This is a genomic window from Streptomyces longisporoflavus, assembly GCF_014649775.1.
Lineage (GTDB): Bacteria > Actinomycetota > Actinomycetes > Streptomycetales > Streptomycetaceae > Streptomyces > Streptomyces longisporoflavus.
This window is the reverse complement of sequence record NZ_BMTR01000001.1, coordinates 63,310-86,507: the sequence shown is the minus strand read 5'-3', so window position 1 is coordinate 86,507 and position 23,198 is coordinate 63,310. Positions and strand designations below refer to the sequence as shown.

Annotated in this window: 22 protein-coding genes; 13 read left to right on the top strand and 9 right to left on the bottom strand. The window is 71.4% G+C overall.

What is annotated here, in order from left to right; all coding sequences use genetic code 11:
* Window positions 1–122 precede the first annotated feature (122 nt).
* Window positions 123–983 carry a helix-turn-helix domain-containing protein gene (locus IE226_RS00405; protein ID WP_190078876.1) on the top strand — a complete coding sequence of 287 codons (861 nt, stop codon included), beginning with the start codon at window positions 123–125 and terminating at the stop codon, window positions 981–983.
* A gap of 9 nt (window positions 984–992) precedes the next feature.
* A complete protein-coding gene (locus tag IE226_RS00400) occupies window positions 993–1,217 on the top strand; it encodes a DUF397 domain-containing protein (RefSeq protein WP_190078875.1) in 225 nt (74 codons plus the stop codon).
* Here IE226_RS00400 and IE226_RS00395 read toward each other — a convergent pair whose 3' ends face one another.
* The gene (locus tag IE226_RS00395; protein WP_190078874.1) at window positions 1,218–2,360 is read right to left on the bottom strand and encodes an 8-amino-7-oxononanoate synthase; all 1,143 of its coding nucleotides are present in this window, start codon (window positions 2,358–2,360) and stop codon (window positions 1,218–1,220) included.
* Window positions 2,361–2,523: 163 nt separating this feature from the next.
* On the opposite strand from IE226_RS00395, the gene bioB reads away from it, so the two are divergent.
* From bioB to IE226_RS00375, 4 genes are all read left to right on the top strand, one after another.
* Complete coding sequence (bioB, locus tag IE226_RS00390) at window positions 2,524–3,774, top strand: biotin synthase BioB (RefSeq protein ID WP_190078873.1); 1,251 nt, start codon at window positions 2,524–2,526, stop codon at window positions 3,772–3,774.
* Window positions 3,767–5,092 (top strand): adenosylmethionine--8-amino-7-oxononanoate transaminase, encoded by a 1,326-nt coding sequence (locus IE226_RS00385; RefSeq protein WP_190078872.1) that lies wholly within the window; start codon window positions 3,767–3,769, stop codon window positions 5,090–5,092. Before bioB ends, IE226_RS00385 begins: the two co-directional genes overlap by 8 nt.
* 6 nt (window positions 5,093–5,098) lie before the next feature.
* Window positions 5,099–5,905, top strand: a complete 807-nt coding sequence (bioD, locus tag IE226_RS00380; RefSeq protein ID WP_190078871.1) for a dethiobiotin synthase — start codon at window positions 5,099–5,101, stop codon at window positions 5,903–5,905.
* 199 nt (window positions 5,906–6,104) lie between these two features.
* Window positions 6,105–6,776 (top strand): class I SAM-dependent methyltransferase, encoded by a 672-nt coding sequence (locus IE226_RS00375; protein WP_190078870.1) that lies wholly within the window; start codon window positions 6,105–6,107, stop codon window positions 6,774–6,776.
* 15 nt (window positions 6,777–6,791) lie between these two features.
* Here the strand turns inward: IE226_RS00375 and IE226_RS00370 are convergent, their stop codons facing one another.
* The 3 genes from IE226_RS00370 to IE226_RS00360 form a co-directional block, all read right to left on the bottom strand.
* Complete coding sequence (locus IE226_RS00370; RefSeq protein WP_229870284.1) at window positions 6,792–7,154, bottom strand: VOC family protein; 363 nt, start codon at window positions 7,152–7,154, stop codon at window positions 6,792–6,794.
* Between the two features lie 104 nt (window positions 7,155–7,258).
* Window positions 7,259–7,597 carry a fic family toxin-antitoxin system, toxin component gene (locus IE226_RS00365; protein WP_229870283.1) on the bottom strand — a complete coding sequence of 113 codons (339 nt, stop codon included), beginning with the start codon at window positions 7,595–7,597 and terminating at the stop codon, window positions 7,259–7,261.
* A gap of 36 nt (window positions 7,598–7,633) precedes the next feature.
* A complete protein-coding gene (locus IE226_RS00360) occupies window positions 7,634–7,861 on the bottom strand; it encodes an antitoxin (protein WP_190078868.1) in 228 nt (75 codons plus the stop codon).
* A gap of 206 nt (window positions 7,862–8,067) precedes the next feature.
* On the opposite strand from IE226_RS00360, the gene IE226_RS00355 reads away from it, so the two are divergent.
* The 3 genes from IE226_RS00355 (at window position 8,068) to IE226_RS00345 (ending at window position 12,504) form a co-directional block, all read left to right on the top strand.
* Window positions 8,068–8,961, top strand: a complete 894-nt coding sequence (locus tag IE226_RS00355) for an ABC transporter ATP-binding protein (RefSeq protein WP_229870281.1) — start codon at window positions 8,068–8,070, stop codon at window positions 8,959–8,961.
* Between the two features lie 14 nt (window positions 8,962–8,975).
* Window positions 8,976–11,540, top strand: a complete 2,565-nt coding sequence (locus IE226_RS00350) for an ABC transporter permease (RefSeq protein WP_190078867.1) — start codon at window positions 8,976–8,978, stop codon at window positions 11,538–11,540.
* Between the two features lie 82 nt (window positions 11,541–11,622).
* Window positions 11,623–12,504 (top strand): TIGR03621 family F420-dependent LLM class oxidoreductase, encoded by an 882-nt coding sequence (locus IE226_RS00345; protein WP_190078866.1) that lies wholly within the window; start codon window positions 11,623–11,625, stop codon window positions 12,502–12,504.
* A 17-nt stretch (window positions 12,505–12,521) separates the two neighbouring features.
* On the opposite strand, the gene IE226_RS00340 is transcribed toward IE226_RS00345, so the two are convergent.
* Both IE226_RS00340 and IE226_RS00335 read right to left on the bottom strand, forming a co-directional pair.
* A complete protein-coding gene (locus IE226_RS00340; protein ID WP_190078865.1) occupies window positions 12,522–14,081 on the bottom strand; it encodes an outer membrane protein assembly factor BamB family protein in 1,560 nt (519 codons plus the stop codon).
* A gap of 88 nt (window positions 14,082–14,169) precedes the next feature.
* Entirely contained in the window at window positions 14,170–15,720 is a 1,551-nt protein-coding gene (locus IE226_RS00335; protein ID WP_190078864.1) for an outer membrane protein assembly factor BamB family protein, read from the bottom strand.
* Window positions 15,721–15,987: 267 nt separating this feature from the next.
* Between IE226_RS00335 and IE226_RS00330 the strand changes: the two genes are divergently transcribed.
* Genes IE226_RS00330 through IE226_RS00320 form a run of 3 tightly spaced genes read left to right on the top strand, consistent with a single transcriptional unit; the run spans window position 15,988 to window position 20,033 of the window.
* Window positions 15,988–17,319 (top strand): hemolysin family protein, encoded by a 1,332-nt coding sequence (locus tag IE226_RS00330; RefSeq protein WP_190078863.1) that lies wholly within the window; start codon window positions 15,988–15,990, stop codon window positions 17,317–17,319.
* Window positions 17,316–18,329, top strand: coding sequence for a hemolysin family protein (locus IE226_RS00325; RefSeq protein WP_190078862.1), 1,014 nt, complete (start codon window positions 17,316–17,318; stop codon window positions 18,327–18,329). The genes IE226_RS00330 and IE226_RS00325 overlap by 4 nt, the downstream gene beginning before the upstream one ends.
* Window positions 18,330–18,365: 36 nt before the next feature.
* Window positions 18,366–20,033 carry an ABC-F family ATP-binding cassette domain-containing protein gene (locus IE226_RS00320; RefSeq protein ID WP_190078861.1) on the top strand — a complete coding sequence of 556 codons (1,668 nt, stop codon included), beginning with the start codon at window positions 18,366–18,368 and terminating at the stop codon, window positions 20,031–20,033.
* Window positions 20,034–20,116: 83 nt separating this feature from the next.
* Here IE226_RS00320 and IE226_RS00315 read toward each other — a convergent pair whose 3' ends face one another.
* Together IE226_RS00315 and IE226_RS00310 are read right to left on the bottom strand one after the other, a co-directional pair.
* Window positions 20,117–20,365: a holin gene (locus IE226_RS00315; protein WP_190078860.1), complete on the bottom strand. Its 249-nt coding sequence runs from the start codon at window positions 20,363–20,365 to the stop codon at window positions 20,117–20,119.
* Window positions 20,366–20,452: 87 nt separating this feature from the next.
* The gene (locus IE226_RS00310; RefSeq protein ID WP_190078859.1) at window positions 20,453–20,848 is read right to left on the bottom strand and encodes a cupin domain-containing protein; all 396 of its coding nucleotides are present in this window, start codon (window positions 20,846–20,848) and stop codon (window positions 20,453–20,455) included.
* Between the two features lie 52 nt (window positions 20,849–20,900).
* Between IE226_RS00310 and IE226_RS00305 the strand changes: the two genes are divergently transcribed.
* A complete protein-coding gene (locus IE226_RS00305) occupies window positions 20,901–21,893 on the top strand; it encodes a GlxA family transcriptional regulator (protein WP_190078858.1) in 993 nt (330 codons plus the stop codon).
* Window positions 21,894–21,955: 62 nt separating this feature from the next.
* On the opposite strand, the gene IE226_RS00300 is transcribed toward IE226_RS00305, so the two are convergent.
* Window positions 21,956–23,104: an acyltransferase family protein gene (locus tag IE226_RS00300; RefSeq protein WP_190079517.1), complete on the bottom strand. Its 1,149-nt coding sequence runs from the start codon at window positions 23,102–23,104 to the stop codon at window positions 21,956–21,958.
* Window positions 23,105–23,198 lie beyond the last annotated feature (94 nt).

Sequence of the window (23,198 nt, the reverse complement as noted above, 5' to 3'; positions counted from 1 at the left end):
TCGAAGCGGTGAACTCTGCTACGGAAGACCGTATTTGGGCGCGAGGTCGACGCTTCCTCTACTGTCGCCGGTGAGAGGCCGGTGGAGGCCGGGACAGAGCCTCCGCCGGGAAGGAGAAGGACATGCGGTACGGTCCCGCGGTGCGCCGCCGCAAACTCGGAGCCGAGCTGCGGGCGCTGCGCACGCACGCCGGGCTCACCAGTGGCCAGGCGGCGGAGCGGGTCGGCTGGCATCAGTCGAAGGTCAGCCGGATCGAGACGGGGCGTAGCGGGGCCAAGGCCGCCGACGTACGCCTGCTGCTCGGGGCGTACGAGGTGAAGGACCCCCACCTGCGCCAGTTGCTGGTCGCGTTGGCGGGCTCGGAGGAGGACGGCGGGCGCGGTCACTGGTGGCACGCCTACCGCGACCTGCTGCCGCCCGCCTACCGCGACTTCATCAGCCTGGAGTCGCAGGCCTGCAGGGTCCGCACGCTTGAGACCACCGTCGTGCCCGGCCTGCTGCAGACCCCGGACTACGCGCGTGCGGTGACGCGCGCGGCGCTCGACGGGCTGCCGGACGATCAGGTAAACGCGCTGGTCGAGGTGCGTCTGGCCCGGCAGGACGTGCTGCGCGCGGCTCCGCCGCTGCGGCTGAGCGTGATCCTGGACGAGGCGGTGCTGCACCGGCCGGTGGGCGGGAGCGAGGTGCTCGACGGTCAGTTGAAACGGTTGCTGGAAGCCGCGCAGCTGCCCCACGTGCGGATCCAGGTCCTGCCGTTCGCCGCCGGCGAGCACGTGGGCCTCATCGGGCCTTTCGTTATTTTTTCATTTACGAACATTTCTGATCTGGATGTGGTTGTTCTCGACCACTTGACGAGTAGCCTCTACCTCGAACGGAGAGAGGACCTCCAGGCGTACACGGATGCCTTCAACTCCCTTCGGACAAAGGCACTTTCACCCGAGGAATCAACGGATCACATCGCCGGGATATGTGACGGCGCGTAAGGGGGCACCATGACTGCACTGCCTCGGTACGTACCTTCAAGCACCTCTCTGCACGGCGCACGGTGGCAGCGCAGCAGCCGCAGCAACGGCATGAACAACTGCGTGGAGACAGCCTCGCTCGCTTCAGGGCCGAAGCGGGGGCTGCTCGCCGTGCGCGATTCGAAGAACACGGCGGGGCCCGCCCTGCTCTTCTCGTCCGCGACCTGGGAGGCCTTCGTCCGCGGCCTCAGGTGACTACCGCGGCGCGGTGCGGCTGATCACCCCAACGGCATCGGCGATCTGTGCGTCGGTGAGATCCGCGCGGGCGGTCAGCCGCAGCCGCGAGATGCCGTCGGGCACCGACGGCGGGCGGAAGCAGCCGACGGCAAGCCCCGCGCCCCGGCAGTCGGCGGCCCACCGCACGGCCGCCTCCGGTGACGGCGCCCGCACCGAGACGACGGCGGCGTCGGGGCGTACCGCCGAAAGACCCTGCGCCGTCAGGCGTTCATGCAGCTCGGCCGCGACCGCGCGGGCCCGGGCGGCGCGCTCGGGCTCCCCGCGCAGCAGCCGCAGAGCCGCCAGTGCCGCACCCGCGGCGGCAGGGGCGAGCCCCGTGTCGAAGATGAAGGTGCGGGCCGCGTTGACCAGGTGATCGATGACCTTGGCGGGACCGAGGACCGCGCCGCCCTGGCTGCCGAAGGACTTCGAGAGGGTGACCGTGGCGACCGTGTGGGCGGTTCCCGCGAGCCCGGCCGCCTGCGGGGCGCCCCGCCCGCCGTCACCGAGCACCCCGAGCCCGTGGGCGTCGTCGACGATGAGTCCGGCATCGAAATCCGCGCAAGCGGAAGCGAGTTCGGTGAGTGAAGCCGCGTCACCGTCGACCGAGAAGACCGTGTCCGAGACGACGACCGCGGGGCCCGCGTGGCCGTCGAGGGTCTTGCGCACCGCTTCGGGGTCCGCGTGCGGCACCACCTGCGTCGTACCGCGCGCGAGGCGGCAGCCGTCGATCAGCGAGGCGTGGTTGCCCGCGTCCGAGACGATCAGCGAGCCGTGCGGGGCGAGCGCGGTGACGGCGGCGAGGTTCGCGGCATATCCGGAGGAAAGCACCAGAGCTGCCTCGAAGCCGCAGAACGCGGCGAGTTCGCCCTCGAGTTCCGCGTGCAGTTCGGTGGAGCCCGTCACGAGCCGCGAGCCGGTCGCTCCGCCGCCCCAGCGCCGCGCCGCCGCCGCCGCGCCCTCGATGACCTCAGGGTGCCTGGCCAGGCCCAGATAGTCGTTGCTCGCCAGGTCGAGGAGGCCGCCGGCGTCGGCGGGGCGGGGGCGCAGGGTGCGCACGAGACCGGCCTGTGCGCGCAGGCTCGCCTGCTCGTCGATCCAGTCGAACGGCGAGCTCGCCATGGGGGTTCCTCCGGGTCGTAAGGACTGGCCGATTTGTAGACAGTGCACAGACCCTAGCCGTCCGGCCACCGGGCCAGGATGTGGCAATACCCACACCTCTCAGCGTTTCTGTTGTGCGAAGTCTCCTTGGAAAGGGAGCCTCTCGTACGTAAGGATCGGCGCCATGGATCTGCTGAACACGCTGGTGGACAAGGGGCTTCGGCGCGAGCTGCCGACCCGCGAAGAGGCGCTGGCCGTACTGGCCACCTCTGACGACGAGCTGCTCGACGTGGTTGCCGCCGCCGGGAAGGTACGGCGGCAGTGGTTCGGGCGACGGGTGAAACTCAACTATCTGGTCAATCTCAAGTCGGGCCTCTGCCCGGAGGACTGTTCGTACTGTTCCCAGCGTCTGGGCTCGACGGCCGGCATCCTCAAGTACACCTGGCTGAAGCCCGACGAGGCCTCGCAGGCCGCGGCGGCCGGGGTGGCGGGCGGCGCCAAGCGGGTCTGCCTGGTCGCCAGCGGACGCGGTCCGACCGACCGTGACGTCGACCGGGTCTCGCGGACCATCGAGGCGATCAAGGAGCAGAACGAAGGCATCGAGGTGTGCGCGTGCCTCGGGCTGCTCTCCGCGGGCCAGGCGGACAAGCTGCGCACGGCGGGCGCGGACGCGTACAACCACAATCTCAATACGTCCGAGGCGACGTACGGCGAGATCACCACGACCCACACGTACGCCGATCGCGTGGACACCGTGCAGCAGGCGCAGGCCGCGGGCCTTTCCGCCTGTTCGGGTCTGATCGCGGGCATGGGCGAGACGGACGAGGACCTGGTGGACGTGGTCTACGCGCTGCGCGACCTCGACCCCGACTCGGTGCCGGTCAACTTTCTGATCCCCTTCGAGGGCACCCCGCTGGCCAAGGAGTGGAACCTCACCCCGCAGCGCTGCCTGCGCATCCTGGCGATGGTCCGCTTCGTCTGCCCCGACGTGGAGGTGCGCATCGCGGGCGGCCGCGAGGTGCACCTGCGCTCGATGCAGCCGCTCGCCCTGCACCTGGCCAACTCGATCTTCCTCGGCGACTACCTCACCAGCGAGGGCCAGGCCGGCAAGACCGACCTGGAGATGATCGCTGACGCCGGTTTCGAGGTCGAGGGCGCCGGCACGGTGACGCTGCCGGAGCACCGTGCGGACGCTATCGCGGCGGCCGGGTGCGGGTCGCACGCGGGCGGCGCAGACGGCGGGGGCGGCTGCGGCTCGCACGGCGATGCCGGGGGCGGCTGCGGGCCGTGCGGTTCCTCGGAGCCCGCGGGTTCCTCCGCGCCTTCGCAGGCCCCGAAGACCGATGCCGGCGGGGACGAGACGTCCGATGCGCGCACCGATCTGGTGGCGGTACGGCGTCGGGGCGCGGGCACGGATCTGGCGCCCAATGCCTGACCCCGCGGACCGCACCGGTCTCACCGGCCGCACCGGCCTCTCCGTGCCCGAACTCCTTGACCTGGACCGCCGTCACGTATGGCACCCCTACGGCCCGATGCCCGGCCGCCAGGACCCCCTGGTCGTCGAATCGGCGAGCGGCGTACGGCTGCGGCTTGCAGGCAGCGGCGGCGAGCTGGTCGACGGCATGTCGTCCTGGTGGTCGGCGATCCACGGCTACAACCACCCCGTGCTCAACGACGCGGTGCGCGGCCAGCTGGACCGGATGAGCCATGTCATGTTCGGTGGGCTCACCCACGAGCCCGCCGTCCGCCTCGCGAAGCGCCTTGTCGACATGTCACCACAAGGCCTTGAGCATGTCTTCCTCGCCGACTCCGGTTCGGTGTCGGTCGAGGTCGCGGTCAAGATGTGTCTGCAGTACTGGCGCTCGCTCGGCCGCCCGGCCAAGCGGCGCATGCTGACCTGGCGCGGCGGCTACCACGGGGACACCTGGCAGCCCATGTCGGTGTGCGACCCCGAGGGCGGCATGCACGAACTGTGGCAGGGAGTACTGCCGCAGCAGGTGTTCGCGGACGCGCCGCCCGCGGGATACGAGGCGTACGACGACGCGTACGCCGACCATCTGCGCGAGATGATCGGGCGCCACGCCGGCGAACTGGCCGGTGTGATCGTGGAGCCGGTGGTACAGGGCGCGGGCGGTATGCGGTTCCACTCCCCCGCGTATCTGCGGGTGTTGCGGGAGGCCTGCGACGAGCACGACGTGCTGCTCGTGTTCGACGAGATCGCCACGGGGTTCGGCCGTACGGGCGCGTTGTTCGGCGCGGACCACGCGGGCGTCACACCCGATGTGATGTGCCTGGGCAAGGCGCTGACCGGCGGTTATCTGACGCTGGCGGCCACGCTGTGCACCTCGCGGGTGGCGGACGGCATTTCGCGGGGCGAGGTGCCGGTCCTGGCCCACGGCCCGACGTTCATGGGCAATCCGCTCGCCGCCGCGGTGGCCTGTGCCTCGATCGAGCTGCTGCTCGGGCAGGACTGGCAGATCGAGGTCAAGCGCATCGAGGCGGGCCTGCGCGGCACGCTGGCCGAGGCGGCCGGGCTGCCGGGCGTCCGGGACGTACGTGTCCTCGGCGCGATCGGCGTCGTACAGCTCGACCACGACGTGGACATGGCGGCGGCCACGCGCGCCGCGACGCGCGAAGGGGTGTGGGTGCGGCCGTTCCGCGACCTCATCTACACGATGCCGCCCTTCATCACGAGCGACGACGACGTGGCACGGATCGGGCGCGCGGTGTGCGCGGCGGCGAAGGAGGGCTGAGCAGACATGACGGTCATCGTGGTGTCCGGAACCGGCACCGAGATCGGCAAGACGGTCACGACGGCCGCCGTCGCCGCCCTCGCGCTCGCCGCGGGACGCAGCGTCGCGGTGCTCAAGCCCGCACAGACGGGGGTGGCGCCCGGTGAGCCGGGCGACGCGCAAGAGGTGACGCGCCTCGCGGGCGACGGGATCACCACCCTCGAACTCGCCCGATTCCCCGAGCCGTTGGCGCCCGACACCGCCGCACGGCGGGCGGGCATGGCACCGGTCAGGCCGTACGAAGTGGCGGAGGCCGCGCAGAAGCTGGCGGCCGGGCACGACCTGGTCCTGGTCGAGGGCGCGGGCGGTCTGCTCGTGCACTACGACGACGAGGGCGCCACCCTCGCCGACGCGGCCCGCCTCCTCACGGCGCCGGTCCTGGTGGTCGCGCCTGCGGGTCTCGGCACCCTGAACACGACAGCACTCACCGCGGAGGCCCTGCGTGCCCGGGCCCTGACGCCCCTGGGCGTGACGGTGGGCAGCTGGCCCGCCGCCCCGGACCTGGCATCGCGCTGCAACCTCGCGGACCTGCCGAGGGCCGCGGGTGCGCCGCTGCTCGGCGCGATCCCCGAGGGCGCGGGCACGCTCACGCCGGCCGCCTTCCGCGCAGCGGCCGGGGGCTGGCTGGGGCCGGAGCTGGGGGGCGCCTGGGACAGCGAGGCGTTCAGGACGGCGCAGGCCCCGGATGCCCCGCAGGCCCCGGATGCCTCGCGCACACCGCAGGACTCACGGGCCTCGCACGCACCGCGGGCCCCGGAGACGCGGGAGAGCTGAGACGCGGGCCGGGGGGCGGCTGCGTTCCGCGCGGCCCCGCTGCCGCTCCCCCTCGTTCCCGTACGGCTCCGCTGCCGCTCCCCCCTCGTTGCCCCGCACCCTCGGGCGGATACGGCGTAACGTCCGGCCCGCCGCGTGGGGGAAACCGGTGCCGGCGGGGCAGCATTGCGGTAACCGCTCGCCCCGTCGAGGAGGGCCCATGTCACCTCGCTCCCCCAAGGCCGCGTCCCGTGACGCCGTGCACCACCCCGTTTTCGCCCGCTTCTACGCCCGCCAGAGCGTGGCCGCAGAGCGCATGATCGGCGCGTTCCGCAAGGAGCTGCTCGGCGGCCTGTCCGGCCGGGTGATCGAGGTCGGCGCGGGGAACGGCCTGAACTTCGCGCACTACCCGACGGCGGTCTCCGAGGTCGTGGCGATCGAACCGGAGCGCACCCTGCGGCAGTTGGCCGCGTCCGCCGCCGTGCGGGCCGACGTACCGGTCGACGTCGTGCCCGGCGCCGCGGAGGCGCTGCCCGTCAAGAGCGAGGCCTTCGACGGAGCCGTGGCCTCGCTTGTGCTGTGCAGCGTGCGCGACGTGCCCCGCGCCCTCGGCGAGTTGCGGCGTGTCCTGCGCCCCGGCGGCGAGCTGCGGTTCTTCGAGCACGGTGTGGCGCCGGGCGCGGCCATGGCGACCGCTCAGCGCGCCTTGGACCGCACGCTCTGGCCCCTGTTGTTCGGCGGCTGTCACGTCTCGCGCGACACGGTGGACGCGCTGCGCGCCGCGGGCTTCGAACTCGGCCCCTACAGGCGGTTCCTGGTGCCCCCGAAGGGCCCGCGGCTGCCCTCTTCGTACTGCGTGCTCGGCACGGCGCGCCGACCGGAGAGCGACTGACGCAGACGGCGGGACTCAGATCGTCTGCGTGAGGTTGACCGCGTTGCCGTCCGGGTCCTTGATGTGCGCGACGCGCTGTCCCCACGGCATGTCGTTGGCAGGACCGAGCACCTCGCCGCCGAGGGACTCCACCCGCTCGAGGAGGTCGTCGACCGTCTCCACCGCCATGCTCAGCAGGATGCGCTGCGGCGTGTCGAGCGGCACGCTCGTGTCCGACACGACACCCAGCTGGGAGTCGCCGACGCACAGGTCCACGAAGAACGCGGGCCCCTCCTGCGGAGTCCTCGACACTTCCTCGGCCCCGAGCAACTCGCGGTAGAACCGCAGCAGGCGTTCGAGGTCGGGGGTGATGATCATCGGCAGGATGTCGGCGGGCATGGGCGTCCTCCTGGAGTGCGGCTCTCTTGGCCCCGAACCTATCGTCGCCGCATGATCGATCGCGCGCTCCCCGTCGCCCCCGGCTGCCGCGGGCCATCCGGGTGCTAAAGGCTCCACTTCCGCAGTTCGTCCGCGATGTCGCGCACGCTCGCCCCGTCCTCCTTCACCAGGCGCGCCAGTTCGCGCACCTGCTCGGGCGAGGTGACGACCTTCATGCCGCTGGCGACCAGATAGGCGTACGCGACGGACGAGGCGAACAGGGCGTTGGAGCGTTCCAGGGCGGGGATGTGCAGGAGGACCTGGAGCAGGGCCGCCGCGCGGTCGTGCGGGCTTTCGTAGACGGGCACGCCGAAGATCTCCGCCTCGTGCCGGCTGACGGCGGCCACCAGGGCACCCCAGTCGGTGACCTGCGGGTCCCCGGGCGTCTTGTGTTCAGCGATCATCAAAAGCCAGGCAAGATCGATTCTGAGGTTCAAGGGCTAACGTCGACCCTCGCGCTCGGGACCGAACTCTTCGGCGAAGACGGATTCGTACTGCTTCATGAAGTCGGCGGCGGCCTCGACGAAGGTGTGCCCGACTTCGCCGGCGTCCTGTTTGACGAGTTCTTCGATGTAGCGGTTCACGCTCATCCCGCGGGCGAGCGCACGCTCGCGGGCGGCCCGGGCCGTGCCTTCGTCCACCCGTACGTTCAGCTGGGTCTTCGCCATTCCATCAAGCTAGCGCCGCGGTGCTAGCACCGGCAAGAGGGCGCGGGAGGGCGCAGAGGCGCACAGAGCCGCCGGGCGAGCACCGGTCCGGTGCCCCTTACATACGTATCCGGTCCACGACCTCGGAGGGATACCGGCACCAGCGCCGACCCTCTACTCTCGGCTGAATCAAGGGAGTTGGAACGGCCACGACCCGGGAGGCGGCCTTGTCCACACCTGTTTCTGCAGCGGCCACCGGCCTTGCGGAACCCGCAGGGGTCGCGGCGCGCGCCCGCGCCCTGACCAAGGCGTACGGTTCCGGGGAGACCACCGTGCTCGCCCTCGACTCGGTCGACGTGGACATCGCGCGCGGCCGTTTCACGGCGGTCATGGGCCCGTCCGGTTCGGGCAAGTCCACGCTCATGCATCTGCTCGCCGGGCTCGACACGGTCTCAGCCGGTCAGGTGTGGCTGGGCGACACCGAGATCACGGGGCTCAAGGAGAAGGAACTGACGCAGCTGCGGCGGGACCGCATCGGCTTCATGTTCCAGTCCTTCAACCTCATCCCCACCCTCAACGCCCTCGAGAACATCACGCTGCCGATGGACATCGCGGGCCAGCGCCCCGACCGCGAATGGCTGGACTACGTCATCGAGACGCTCGGCCTGCGCGACCGCCTGAAACACCGGCCCGCCCAGCTCTCCGGCGGCCAGCAGCAGCGCGTGGCCTGCGCCCGGGCCCTCGCCTCGCGCCCCGAGCTGATCTTCGCGGACGAGCCGACCGGCAACCTCGACTCGCGCGCCGGCCTCGAAGTGCTCGGCTTCCTGCGTGACGCCGTGGACAAGCTGGAGCAGACCGTCGTCATGGTGACCCACGACCCGGGCGCGGCCGCCCACGCCGACCTGGTGCTCTTTCTGGCCGACGGCCGGATCGTCGACGAGATGCCGCGCCCGACGGCCGAATCCGTCCTGGAACGCCTCAAGCGGTTCGACGTGATCCACGCCCAGCCTCCGCACGCCCAGCCTCCCCGGGGCCGCGCCGAGACCGACGGCGACCAGGGCGTCAGCGGGGCCGGCGGCGTCCAGGACGCCGGCATCGACAGCAAGCCGGACCGGGACTGAGACGGAGAGCGGCCATGCTGAAGGCGACGCTCCGGAGCTTCCTCGCGCACAAGGGCAGGCTGCTGCTCTCCGCCCTGGCCGTGATCCTCTCCGTGGCGTTCGTCGCGGGCAGTCTCATCTTCTCGGACACGGTGGCCCGCACCTTCGACCGGCTCTTCGCCTCGACGTCCGCCGATGTGACCGTCGAGCCCAAGGAGGACCTCGAAGAGGCGGTGCCCTCGGGACAGACGCCGACGCTCCCCGCCAGGCTCGCGGGCCGGGTCGCCACGATCGACGGGGTCGCCCGTTCGCGTGTCGACGCGGCCGTCGAGAACATCACGGTCGTCGACAGCGAGAACGAACCGGTGGGCTCCACCACCGGCGCCCCCACCGTCGCCACCAACTGGTACGCCAACGACCGCAGCCCCGTCGAGCTGACCTCGGGGCACGCCCCGCGCGGCGAGGACCAGGCGCTGCTCGACAAGGACACCGCCGACAAGAAGGACGTGGAGATCGGCGACACTCTCACCGTGCTCGCCGCGCCCGGCTCGTTCAAGGTCGAGGTCGTCGGCATCGTCACCTTCACCACCACCAACCCCGGCGCGGCCCTGGTCTACCTGGACACCCCGACCGCCCAGCGTGAGCTCCTGGGCAGCAGGAAGGTGGCGACGGGCATCTCGGTGGACGCCGACCCCGGCGTCAGCGACACCGAGCTGAAGCGCCGTCTCGCCGACGAGCTGGGCTCGGGCTACGACCTGAAGACCGCCGACGAACAGGCCGACTCGGCCGCCTCCGAACTCGGCGGATTCCTGGACGTCATCAAGTACGTGATGCTCGGCTTCGCCGGGATAGCCGTCCTCGTGGGCATCTTCCTGATCGTCAACACCTTCTCCATGCTCATCGCGCAGCGCACCCGCGAACTGGGCCTGCTGCGCGCCCTCGGCGCCGACCGCAGGCAGGTGCGCCGCTCCGTTCTCACCGAGGCCGTCCTGCTCGGCGTGGCCGGTTCGACGGTGGGCCTCGCGGCGGGCATCGGGCTCGCGGCCGGGCTCATCGAGCTGATGAGCCTCTTCGGAATGAACCTGAAGTCCACCGAGATGGTCATCGGGTGGGCCACTCCCGTCGTCTCGTACGTCGTCGGGGTCGGCGTCACGTTCGTCGCCGCGTATCTCCCGGCGCGGCGCGCCGCCCACGTCTCGCCGATGGCGGCGCTGGCGGACGCGGAAATCGCGGGCGTGGGGCGGCCGTTGAGGATCCGAGCGGCGTTCGGCGCGGTCGTCGGGGCGGCGGGCGCCGCCGCGCTCGTGGGCTGCGCCACCGCGGAGAAGACGTCATCGGCGGCGTCCCTGCTCGGGATCGGTCTTGTCCTGACCCTGATCGCGACCGTGATCGCGGGACCGCTCCTGGTCCGCCCGGTGATCCGGGTGCTCGGCGGCGCGTTCCCCGCCGTGTTCGGCTCGGTCGGCCGGATGAGCCAGCGCAACGCGCTGCGCAACCCGCGCCGCACGGGCGCCACGGCCGCCGCGCTGATGGTGGGCCTCGCCCTGGTGAGCGGCATGGCGGTGGCGAGCGCGTCGATGACCAAGTCGTTCGACGAGCAGATCGACAAGACGCTGGGCGCCGACTTCGTCGTACAGAACAGCAACTTCCTGCCGTTCGCCCGGGAGATCACCGAGAAGGTGCGGGACACCGACGGCGCCGGGCTCGTCGTGCGGCAGCGGTTCGCGCCCGTGAAGGTGTCCATGCCGGACGGCAAGAGCGTGGAGACGACCGCGGCGGGCTACGACCCGCGCCTCGACGACGTCGCCCGCGTCACGTACGTCACGGGCGGCACCTCCCGGGCTCTGGCGCCCGGCAGGATCGCCATGCAGCGGGACTTCGCGCAGGACCACGAGGTCCGGACCGGCTCGAAGCTGCCCGTGGAGTTCCCCGGCGGGCGCAAGACGGAACTGACCGTGGGCGCGCTCACCGACCAGCCCGGAGCCGAGGGGTTCGGCGTCGAGGGCGGACTCTTCCTCGGCATGGCCACGATCGAGGAGTTCGTGCCCGGCGGCCAGGACTCCGCGCTCTACGTGAACGCGGCCCCCGGCACGGACGCCGACACGCTGCGCGACCGGCTGGAGAAGACCCTCGACCCGTATCCGCAGGTGCAGGTGCGCGACCAGGCCGACTACAAGGAGCTGATCCGCGAGCAGATCGCCGTGATGCTCTACCTCGTCTACGCGCTGCTCGGCCTGGCGATCATCATCGCGGTGCTCGGCGTGGTCAACACCCTCGCCCTCTCCGTCGTCGAGCGCACCCGCGAGATCGGCTTGCTGCGCGCCATCGGCCTCGCCCGGCGGCAGCTGCGCCGGATGATCCGCCTGGAGTCGGTGGTGATCGCGGTGTTCGGCGCGCTGCTCGGGCTCGTGCTCGGTCTGGTGTGGGGCGTCGCCGCCCAGCAGGTCCTTGCCCTGCAGGGCATGACGGCCTTCGCGATCCCCTGGACGACGGTGATCGCGGTCCTGGTCGGCTCGGTGCTCGTGGGCCTCGCGGCGGCGCTGCTCCCCGCGCTGCGCGCGTCGCGCATGAACGTCCTGGCGGCCATCGCACATGAGTGACGGACGACGGCCGCGGATGCCCGCCAGTCCTGATGGACGACGGCCGCTGATGCCCGACTGTCCGCATGGATGAGGAGACTTCATGAACCGCCCGTTCCGTTTCGGCGTCAACATGGTCACTCCGTCCACCGGGAACGAATGGCGCAAGAAGTGCCGCCGCGCCGAGCAACTCGGCTACGACATCATCCTGGTGGCGGACCACATCGGCATGCCCGCGCCCTTCCCCGCGGTCGTCGCCGCGGCCGAGGCCACCCAGCGTCCCCGCGTCGGCACGTTCGTCCTGAACGCCGCGTTCTGGAACCCGACGCTGCTCGCCCGCGAGGTCGCGACCACGGACGCTCTCACGGACGGGCGCTTCGAACTCGGCCTCGGCACCGGGTACGTACGGGCGGAGCACGACATGGCGGGCCTGCCCTGGGGGACGCCGGGTGAACGCGTGTCCCATCTGCGGGGCACCATCGAGGAGCTGGACCGGCTCCTCGCCTCCCCCGAGTTCCAGCCGCGTCCCGCGCAGCAGCCCCGCCCGCCCCTGCTGGTCGGCGCGAACGGCGACCGCATGCTGCGGCTGGCCGCCGAGCACGCCGACATCGCCGCGTTCACCGGCGGACGTGCGGGCCCGGACGGCAGACCGACCGTCATCACGGCCGGGGACCTGGACGAACGAGTGGCCTTCTACCGGCGCCACGCCTCGGCCCGTACCGAACCGGCCGAACTGAACGTGCTGGTCCAGATGGTCGAGGTGAGCGCCGACCGGCGGGCCGCCATCCGGCCCTTCCTTTCCTTCATCCCGCACCTCACCGAGGACGAAGCCCTCGATCTGCCGATCCTGCTCCTCGGCACGGTCGAGCAGATGGCCGAGCAACTGCGCGTCCGGCGGGAGCGGTACGGCTTCTCGTACATCGTCGTCCTGGAACCCGGTATGGAGGCGTTCGGGCCGGTCATCGAGCAGTTGCACGGCGAATGAGAACCCTCCGCCGCGGCCTACTTGGCGGCGAAGCCGTACATCATGATCGTCTTCTTGCCCTTCGTCGCCGGCTTGGCGAGCAGATCGGAGCTGATGTAGAGCTTGTTGTGGCGGAAGAGCAGTTCGGCGCGCAGGGGCGACAGCGTGCTCGGCCGGGTCCGGGCGTCGAGCAGCACCCTCTCCTTCTTCAGCGTCCTGCCGTCGAGTGAGACCACCTGCGTGAACGGGGCGCTCTTGTAGACGAGTACGTTCCCGCCGTCCATGCGGATGGGGAAGATCGGCGAGTGGTCGCCCGCCTCCATCCTCTCCCCCGTGGTCTTCCCGGTGGCCAGGGAGAAGACCACGATGTCGTTCGTCGACGAGTACTCCTTCGCCCCGTCGCGCTGCTCGGTCGGGACGTAGAGCCTGCCGTTGCCGGCGACGATGCCCCGGCAGTCCTGGACGATGGACGCGGTGCCGCACTCGTGCAGGTACTTGTCGTCCGGCAGGGCGATCCTGGTGAGCCGCTCACCCTTGTCGTCGAGGGAGAAGACGTCCGTCGCGCCGGACCCGCTGATCTCGCCGGAGTCGAGGGCGAGGACCACCGGCTCGGTGGAGACGACGCTGGGCGCGTGGACACCCGCGGGCAGCTTGTGGCTCCACTTCGCCTTCCCGGTGGCCGGTTCGAGGAGCTGGACCCTGTACCGCTCCGATCCGTAGTCACCGCAGGAGCGCACCGCCACCAGTCGCGTGCCGCCTCCGTAGCCGACGTCGCGACATGTGTCCCCCTGCTGCGGCTCCCATTTGACGTCGCCGCTGCGCAGGTCGAAGGCCGCGCCGCCGTACAGGCCGCCGACGGCGACCGTGTCACCGCTGATGGTGACCTGGTTGAACGCCGTCTTCTCCTTCTGGGAGCCGACGGTGATGGACTTGGTCCAGAGCTTGCGGCCGTCGTCGACGTCGAACGCGGTGATCTCGGTGCAGGGGGCGCGGAAGCCGCGGTCGTCGTGCACGGTGGCCCCCGTGACCACCACGGCGATGCCGTCCTTGCCGGTGTCCGGGGAGCCCGCGCACGACATGCCGGGCTTGGGCAGGGTCCACAGCTTGTCCCCCGTGGTTGCGTCCAGGCCCACTATCTTGTCGACCGAGGCCTTGGCGAAGACCTTGTCGGTCAGCCAGGACCCCTTGACCTGCCAGGTGTTCTCGCCCTTGGGCAGCTTGGGCTGCACACCCGAAGTCCTGAAGTAGGCCTCGGGGATGGCCGGCGGTTCTTCCTCGGGCTTCGGATAGTCGGCCTTCGCGCGATCGCCGTCGCCGGGCTTGGCCGCGGTCTTGTCCCCGGGGCCGCCGTCGTACGAGACGGCGTACCAGAGTCCGCCGCCGACGATCAGGGCGAGGGCGGCGACCACGGAGACGAGGATCGCCGTGCGGCGCCGCCCCGGCCGACGCCCTCCTCCGCCGGGCGGCGGGGTCACGGGCGGGCCGAAGCCGGGAGGCTGGGCCTGCGGGGGCGGGCCGAAGAAGCCCTGCGGGGGCGGGCCGAAGGCACCCTGCGGGCCCTGCGGTGTCTGCCCGGAGGGCGGGAAGGGCTGGGTCATCGTGACTCCACTGGTGATGCGGGTACGGGTGTCTGCTGCGAGGCGGCCGGGGGCCGAGGGGCTCGGGAGGCCCGGGGTGCCGGGAGTCTCACCGGCCGAAGGCGAGCATGCGAGCGTCGGCCTGCTCGCCGGCGGACCCATGGCTCTTGCCGTCCAGGCGTGCGGGGGTCACGAAGAACCGGCCGTCGGCGTACAGGGTGTTGCCGGCGAACATGCCGCTTTCCATGTCCGCGGCCGAGGACGTGTGCCGCAGCAGTACCTCCGGCTTGCCGCCGCCGGGGCCGAAGCGCACGGTCTGGCCGCCCCTGCCGTCCTTCGGCCGTACGTAGGCGATCACCCCCGGCCGGTCGGCACCGCCCGCCGTCACCGGCGTGAGCTGCCGCCCGCCACCGACGGCGCCGGACCACTTGCGCTCCCCCGTACGGAGGTCGAAGGCAACGATTTTGTTGGGTCCGAGAAGGTCGTCCTCGGGCTCGCTCGCCAGATACAGGGTGTCCGCGTCGGCGGCGGCTCCCGGGCAGTTCTGCACGCCTTCGCCGGCGTCTCCCGCCCCGGCGCACATCTCGAAGGCGTGCGGGCCCTTGTCGAGGGGGATCCAGGAGCGCTGGCCCCCCTTGTCGTCGACGGCGACGACGGCCCACTTGTCCGTCTCCTCGCGGTTCCGGACGGCGACCACGACGGGGTCCGCGGAGTAGACCTTCTCGATGCTCCAGCCCTTCTTCGTCCGGTAGCGCCAGTCGGTGTCGCCGGTGCGGGGGTCGAGTTTCCTGAGCCGGCCGTGCGTCGCGGGGCTGCCCGGCGCGCAGGACTCCACTTGGAGCAGCGCCGGTCCGCCCGCGACGCCGGTGAGGGAGCAGCCGCCCTCGCGCTCCCGCTTCGTGACGTACAGCCGCTTGCCGTCGCTGATCCGGTAGGCGCGCATGGTGGCGCTCTGGTCGACCAGGACGGTGCTGCCGGAGACGGCGACATGTGTCGCGCTCGTGTCGTCCCAGAAGCCGCGGCTGACGAGCTCCTTGTGCCAGCCCTTCTCGCCGGTCTTGAGGTCGATCATCCGCAGCTGGTCGCAGCTGGTGTTCCGCTCGGACTTCTTCTTCGTGTACGCGACCACGACCTTGCCGTCCGGCGTGGGGTTCACCGGTGTGTCGCACACCGTGCCGGGCAGCGGCACCGTCCATGCCTTCGAGCCGTCCGAGGTGCGGTAGCCGGTGACCTCGTCGTACTCGGCCTGGGCCACGATCCCCGGCACGTGCCACAGGTCCAGGAGCTGAGCGCCCTTGCCCGGCAGTTCGATGTCGTTCACGGCGAGCCAGGCCCTGACCTCGCCGGGCTTTCGCCCCGCGTTGACGTCGATCACCGCGGCCGAACCGTCGTCACCGCCCGCTCCGGCGTCCCGGTCCGGACCGGACGGCTCCCGCTCGCTGTCCGACGGCTGCCGGCTCTGCCCCGCGACAGGCGCGCGAGAACCGCCGTCGTCGCCCTGAGCAAGGACGTAGAGGCCCGCCCCGGCCAGAACCAGCGCGACGGCCCCGGCGACAAGGGCCGCGCCGGGCCCGCGGGAGCGGCGCGCAGAGGGCGGCGGCTGGACGTAGGGGTTGCCCGGCACCGGCCGGTTCACCGGCTCGGACTCACGTTTGACCATGAACGAGAGTCTGGGCCAAGCGCCGCCGATCTAGAACCACTTTCTAGAAAAAGTTTTTAACGCAGGCTCCTGACCCGGGCGACTGAGCGGCGGGGGCCGGGGTACCTGTGGACAATCCGCAGGAGTGGCCTTTGCTGATCCTTTAAAATGGACGGACCACTCGAACATCAACGAAAGGTGTGAGCGTCCGCCGATGGGCGAGCCTCCCAGTACCCGACATCGCGCATTCCCCCGCTCCCTGCCCGATCATGGGACGGAGGTGACCCGATGACCGAAGTGCTCCTGCTCCTCGTGGCGGTGCTGCTCTCGCTGGCCTGCGGCGTCTTCGTCGCGGCCGAGTTCTCCCTCACGACGGTCGAGCGCAGCGAACTGGAGCGTGCCTCCGAACGCGGCGAGCGCGGCGCCGCGGGCGCCCTCAAAGCCGTCAAGAACCTCACCTTCCAGCTCTCCGGGGCCCAGTTGGGCATCACCGTGACCAACCTGGTCGTCGGCATGCTCTCCGAGGCCTCCATCGCCAAGCTCATCGCGGGCCCGCTGCGCGCCATGGGCATCCCCCCTTCGGCGTCCTCGTCGATCGCCCTGGTCATCGGCACGGCCCTGTCGACGGTCTTCCTGATGGTCGTCGGCGAGCTGGTCCCCAAGAACTGGGCGATCTCCTCACCACTGGCCGTCGCCAAACGGGTGGCGACCCCGCAGCGCCTGTTCAGCTCCGCGTTCCGCCCCTTCATCGCGCACCTGAACAACACCGCGAACCGCTCCGTACGCCGCTTCGGCATCCAGCCCACCGAAGAGCTGGCCTCCGCGCGCAGCCCCAAGGAGCTGGTGGCGCTCGCCCGGCACTCCGCCAGGGAGGGCTCCCTGGAGCCGGACACCGCCGAGCTGTTCGTGCGCACCCTGAACCTCGCCGACCTCACCGCGGAGAACGTGATGACGCCGCGCGTCCAGGTCATGGCCCTCGACGTCCTCGCCACCTGCGAGGACGTCGCGAACGCCACCCGCGCCACGGGCCTGTCGCGCTTCCCCGTCTACCGTGGCAGCCTCGACTCGGTCGTCGGCGTCGCACACATCAAGGACGTCCTGGCCATACCGGCCGAGCGCCGGGCCCGCTACCCCGTCGCCGAGGTCATCCGCGAGCCCCTCCTCGTACCGGACACGCTGACCGTCGACCAGCTGCTCGACCGGCTCTCCGGCAAGCGCACGATGGCCGTGGTCATCGACGAGTACGGCGGCACGGCGGGCGTCGCGACCCTGGAGGACATCGTCGAGGAGGTCGTCGGCGAGGTGCGGGACGAGCACGACCCGCACGAGACGCCCGACATCGCCGCCGAGGGCACGGACGACGACGGCCGCACGCGGTACTCCGCCGACGGCTCGGCCCGCACCGACCAGCTGGCCCGCGTCGGCCTGCGCACGCCGGAAGGGCCGTACGAGACGCTCGCCGGACTCGTCGCGACCGAGCTGGGCCGCATCCCCGCCGAGGGCGACAGCCTCGAGGTGGACGGCTGGCGGCTCGACGTCGTGGACGCCCGCGGCCGTCGCGCGGCCCGCGTCCTGCTGCACGCACCCCTGCACGTCGACCACCGGGAGGAGGAGCGATGATCGCCGTCCAGTTGCTGATCGGCCTTGCGACCCTCGTGGTCAACGGCTTCTTCGTGGGCGCCGAGTTCGCCCTCATCTCCGTACGCAGAAGCCAGATCGAGCCGTACGCCGAAGACGGCGACCGGCGCGCCAAGAGCGTGCTGTGGGGTCTGCAGCACGTCTCCGCGCTGCTCGCCGCCGCGCAGCTCGGCATCACGCTGTGCACCCTGGTGCTCGGCATCGTCGCCGAACCCGCGATAGCGCACCTCCTGGAGCCGCTGTTCGACGGAGTAGGGGTACCGCACGGTCTGGTCCACCCGATCTCGTTCGTCATCGCCCTGACGCTCGCGACGTATCTGCACATGCTGCTCGGCGAGATGGTCCCCAAGAACATCTCGCTGGCCGAGCCGGTGCGCACGGCGCTGCTGCTCGGCCCGCCGCTGGTCGCGATCGCCCGGGCGCTGCGCCCGGTCATCTTCGCGATCAACGCCTTCGCCAACGGCCTGCTCAAGCTGCTGAGGGTCGAGGCGAAGGACGAGGTCAGCGCGTCCTTCTCGGACGACGAGCTGGCCCGGATGGTCAAGGACTCCGGTGACGCGGGGCTGATCGACGACCGCGCCCAGGAGCGGCTGCACGACGCCCTGGAGCTGGGCCGCCGGCCCGTCAGGGATGTGGTGCTTCCGCTGGAGAGCGTGATCTACGCCCGGGTGGGCGTGACGCCGGAGGAGCTTGAGCGACTTTCGGCGGAGTCCGGATTCTCGCGCTTTCCCGTCGTGGACGACGGCCGTCGCATCGTCGGCTATCTGCACGTCAAGGACGCGCTCGACCGCATGCCGCGCGACCTGCCGTTCCGGGTGCCGGACATGCGCAAGATCGCACAGGTCCGCGAGACCACACCGCTCGACGACGTACTGACCGCGATGCGCCGCAGCCGCACGCACGTGGCGGCGGTGCTCGGCTCGGACGGCAGGCTGGCCGGCATGGTCACGATGGAGGACGTACTGCGGGAGCTGTTCGGCCAGCCCGTGTGACCCAGAAGCCGGCCAGGCCCGCACGACCGAGGGGGGATGCGCACCGTGAGTCAACTCGTCCTGCGCGACGTGTCGTACGGATATCCGCAGCGGCCCGTCCTCGAACAGGTCTCCCTGTCGGTGCGGCCCGGCGAGAAGGCGTGCGTCATCGGTGAGAACGGCTCGGGCAAGTCGACGCTCCTGCGCCTGATGGCGGGTGAGTTCGAGCCCGCCGACGGCGAGGTGGCCGTCGTCTCGGACGGCGGCACCGGCTATCTCGCGCAGACCCTGCGCCTTCCGCCGCACGCCACCGTGCGGGACGCGGTGGACGACGCGCTCGCCGAACTGCGGGATCTGGAGCGGCGCATCCGCGAGGCGGAGGAGTCGCTCGGCTCGGCCGGGGACGCCGGACTTGCCGCGTACGGAGACCTCGTCGCCGCGTTCGAGGCCCGTGACGGCTACCGCGCCGACGCGCGTTTCGACGCCGCCCTGCACGGTCTCGGCATACCGCACCTGGACCGTTCCCGGACCCTGGGATCGCTGTCCGGCGGCGAGGCCGCGCGGCTCGCGCTCGCCTGCGTCCTTGCCCCGCAGCCCGAGCTGCTCCTCCTGGACGAGCCGACGAACCACCTGGACGACCAGGCGCTCGGCTGGCTGGAGGAGCGGCTGCGCGCCCACCGGGGCACGGTCGTCGCCGTCACCCACGACCGGGTGTTCCTCGACCGGGTCGCCGAGGTGATCGTCGAGGTCGACGGCGACCGCAGGTCCGTGGCCCGCTTCGGCGGCGGCTGGCACGGCTATCTGGAGCAGCGCGCCACGGCCCGGCGGCGCTGGGAGGAGCGCTACCGGGAGTGGAGCGAGGAGGTCGAACGCCAGGAGCGGCTCGCCGAGGGCGGCAACAAGCGGCTCGCGGTCGGCTGGCGGATGAGCGAGAGCCCTCGCTTCGCGAGCCACAACCGGTCCGTGGAGGGCCAGCTCTCCGGCATCGTGCGCAACGCGCGCGAGCGGCTGCGCAGGCTGCGCGCGGAGCCGGTGCCGCGCCCGCCCGACCCGCTGCACTTCTCGCCGGGCGAAGGCATCGAGGGCGGCGACCACCCGTTCGTACGTCCGGCCGCGCTGACGGACGTCGCGGTGGGAGAGCGCCTCGCCATCGAGAGCCTCGTCCTCGAACCGGGGTCGCGCACGCTGGTGACCGGGGCGAACGGCGCGGGCAAGTCGACGCTGCTCGCCGTCCTGGCCGGGGTGCTCACCCCGGATCGCGGGGAGGTCCAACTCCCCTCCCGCGTCGGCTACTTGCCGCAGGAGATCGCGTACCTCACCTACGAGGACACGGCGGACCCTGCGGACACGGAGGAGGCTGCGGACCCGGCAAGGCCGCTGCTCGACGCGTTCGCCGCAGGCCTCGCGGGCCTTCCCGAGGACCACGCGGATGCGCTGCTCTCCCTCGGCCTCTTCCGCGAGGAGGACCTGGTGGTGCCGGTCAAGGGACTCTCCGTGGGGCAGCGCCGCCGCCTGGCCCTTGCCCGCCTGGTGACGCGCCCGGCCGACCTCCTCCTGCTCGACGAGCCGACGAACCACCTCTCCCCCGCCCTGGTCGAGGAGCTCGACGAGGCACTGGCCGCCTACCGGGGCACGCTGGTCGTGGTGTCGCACGACCGGAGGCTGCGGGAGCGGTTCCGGGGAGAGCGGCTCTCGGTGGAGGCCGGACGGCTGACCAGGGCCTGACCCCGGCCGTGGTCAAGCACTGGCTCCGGCCCTGGTCAGGCACTGACTCCGACCCTGGTCAGGCAGTCAGGCACTGACTCCGGTCAGGGCACGATCCGCCCCTTGCGGGCGGTGGGCGTCTCGGTGATGCCGGGCCCGCGGCCCCCTACGTTCGCGGCGCCGACCGCCGTGAGGACGGCGAGCAGCGTCGCCATCCCCGCGGTGGCGAGCGCCGCCTGCCAGTCGACGTCCAGGAGGGTCGTCGCCCCGGCGACCAGGACGGCGGCGAGCGACTGCGCGAAGGTACGGAGCGCGCGCTCCGTGGTGGCCTTCCAGAATCCAGCGGTGAACATGCTTGACCCCACCTCTCGTGGTCGACGGGTCCACACCTGGCATACCGCTGGTGCGCACCGGTGCCCAGAGGGATGACCAGGGCATTCTCAGAGGTTCAGGCTGTGGCCCGTCGTCTCGTCGACGTGCTCCGGTATCTCGTCGTGCCGGTCGCCGACCGTCGGAGTGCCCGTGGGCTCGAAGACGAGAATCCTGGCGCCGGACGGAGCCGACGGCTTGTGCTCCGTGCCGCGCGGGACCGTGAAGACGGCGTCCTTGGGCAGGGTGACCGTGCGTTCGCCGGCCGGCTCGCGCAGATGGATGCGCAGTTCGCCTTCCAGGACCAGGAAGAACTCGTCGGTGTCGTCATGCACGTGCCAGAGGTGGTCGCCTTCCACTTTGGCCACTCGTACGTCGTAGTCGTTGACGCGGGTGACGATGCGCGGGCTCCACAGGGCGTCGAAGGAGGCAAAGGCCTTGCTCAGGGCGATCGGTTCGCTGCTCATGCGCCAAGCCTCCGACGCCGGGCGCCGCCTCCGTGAGTGTTAGAAATAGCGTATGTCGCAAGAATCCTCTCAGCCTGCCGCGGCAAGGGGCCCACACCGCGTCGTCGTCATCGTCGACGCCAACTCCAACCCCTTCGAGCTCGGCTGCGCCACCGAGGTGTTCGGCCTTCGCAGGCCCGAACTCGGTCGCGATCTCTATGAGTTCGGCCTCTGTTCGCCCGAGCCGCACACCCTGATGCGGGACGGCTTCTTCACGCTCACGGGCGTGGCCGGGATCGACGCGGCCGACTCGGCGGACACGTTGATCGTGCCCAACCGGCCCGACGTCGAGGTCCCGCGCCGCCCGGCGGTGCTCGACGCCGTTCGCCGGGCGCATGCCCGCGGGGCCCGGCTCGTCGGGTTCTGCAGCGGTGCCTTCACGCTCGCCGAGGCCGGGGTACTGGAGGGACGCCGGGCGACCGCGCACTGGCAGTGGGCGGACGACTTCCGTGCACGCTTCCCCGGCGTACGGCTCGAACCCGACGTGCTCTTCGTCGACGACGGCGACATCCTCACGGCCGCGGGCAGCGCCGCCGCGCTCGACCTCGGGCTGTATCTGGTCCGCCGTGACCACGGCGCCGAGGTCGCCAACGCGGTGAGCCGGCGGCTGGTCTTCGCCGCCCACCGGGACGGCGGCCAGCGGCAGTTCGTGGAGCGTCCTGTGCCCGACGTACCGGACGAGTCCCTGGCCCCGGTCCTGGCCTGGGCCAGGGAACGACTCGACTCGCCCCTGACCGTGCCCGGCCTCGCGGCGCACGCCGCGCTCAGCCCCGCGACCCTGCACCGCCGCTTCCAGGCCCAGCTGGGCACCACTCCCCTGGCCTGGCTCACCGCCGAACGCCTCGCGCTGGCCTGCCGGTTGATCGAACGGGGAGTGGCGCCCTTCGAGACGGTCGCCCGGCGCAGCGGCCTCGGCACCACCGCCAATCTGCGCGCCCTGATGCGCCGCGACACGGGCCTGACCCCTTCGGCCTACCGGCGCCGGTTCGGGCCCGCGCCGGTCTGAGGCACTGTGGCCTCGGCTCTCCCGGACACGGGCCGGGCGGCACCATCGGCAGGACGCCGCCGCTACCCCCGGCGGTGCGCGCCCCGTCTGCGTGCGACCGTCTTCGCGTCCTTCTTGAACGCCCACTCCATCTCGGGTTCCATCGCGAACTTGAAGAGGCGCTGCACCGGTGGCGTGCACAGTGCGGTGATGAGGGCCGCCGCCGCGAGGGTGACCGTGATCTCGCCGAGCGGTGTGTGCAGCCAGTCCAGGTCGTACCAGTCCCAGAAGCGGGAGCCCTTGGCGACGAAGCCGTGCAGCAGGTAGCCGTAGAGCGTGCCCGCGCCCAGGGCGGTGAACCAGAGCCTGCGCCCCGGCACCCAGGCGAAGAAGCAGGCGACGAGGACGAACGAGCAGCCGAACATCGCCAGCGTCATCACGCCGCCGGCCCAGCCCGGCGCGGCCAGCTCCTGGGCGCTGTCCCTGCGGTAGAACCACGCGGCGTTCATGCGCGGCGCCGCCCAGTACGCGAACAGCAGGGCCGCGGCGAAGACGGGCAGCGCCAGGACCCGGGCCTCCCTGCGGCGCACGATCCGGAAGTGCTCGGGCTTCAGGCACAGGCCGAGGACGAAGAAGGGCAGGAACTGCAGCACCCGTTGCAGGTCCAGGTCGTCGCCGATGTCGGGCGAGACGGAGGCGAGCACCGCGATGGCGAGGGCGATGGGCAGGGGCCAACGCACCACCTTCCACAGCGGGGTGGTCAGGCGCCAGACGAAGAGGGCCACCAGGAACCAGGTGAGGTACCAGGGGTCGAGCAGGCTGATCGGGTACGTGGGGTCGTCGCCCGCCCGGCGTTTGAAGAAGGTGTACGCGACCTCGAAGACGACGTACGGCACGGCGATGCCCGTCACCAGGCGTTTGAGCCGGCCGGGACTCGCGTCGAAGCTGCGCGAGAAGTAGCCGGAGATGACGATGAACGCCGGCATGTGGAACGTATAGACGGTGATGTAGAGCGCTGCCGCCGCCCGGCTGTCACCGCGCAGCGGCTCCCACGCATGGCCCATCGCGACAAGGACGATCGCCAGGTACTTGGCGTTGTCGAAGAACGAGTCGCGTTGCTTGACCGGGGGTTTCGGCGCCACGGTGGGGACCGAGGGCGCCGCCGGAGGAGCCGCCGGAGGGGCACTGCGGGCGGCGGGCAGCGGCGCCCGCAGTGCCCCGGCTTGATTCATCGAGCGGACAGGCTCACTCACGGGACCTCCCGGGGGAACCCGGGCCCGCGGTCTCGCGTCTTACGTCAAATGCGGGTGCTACACCTGTGTAGAA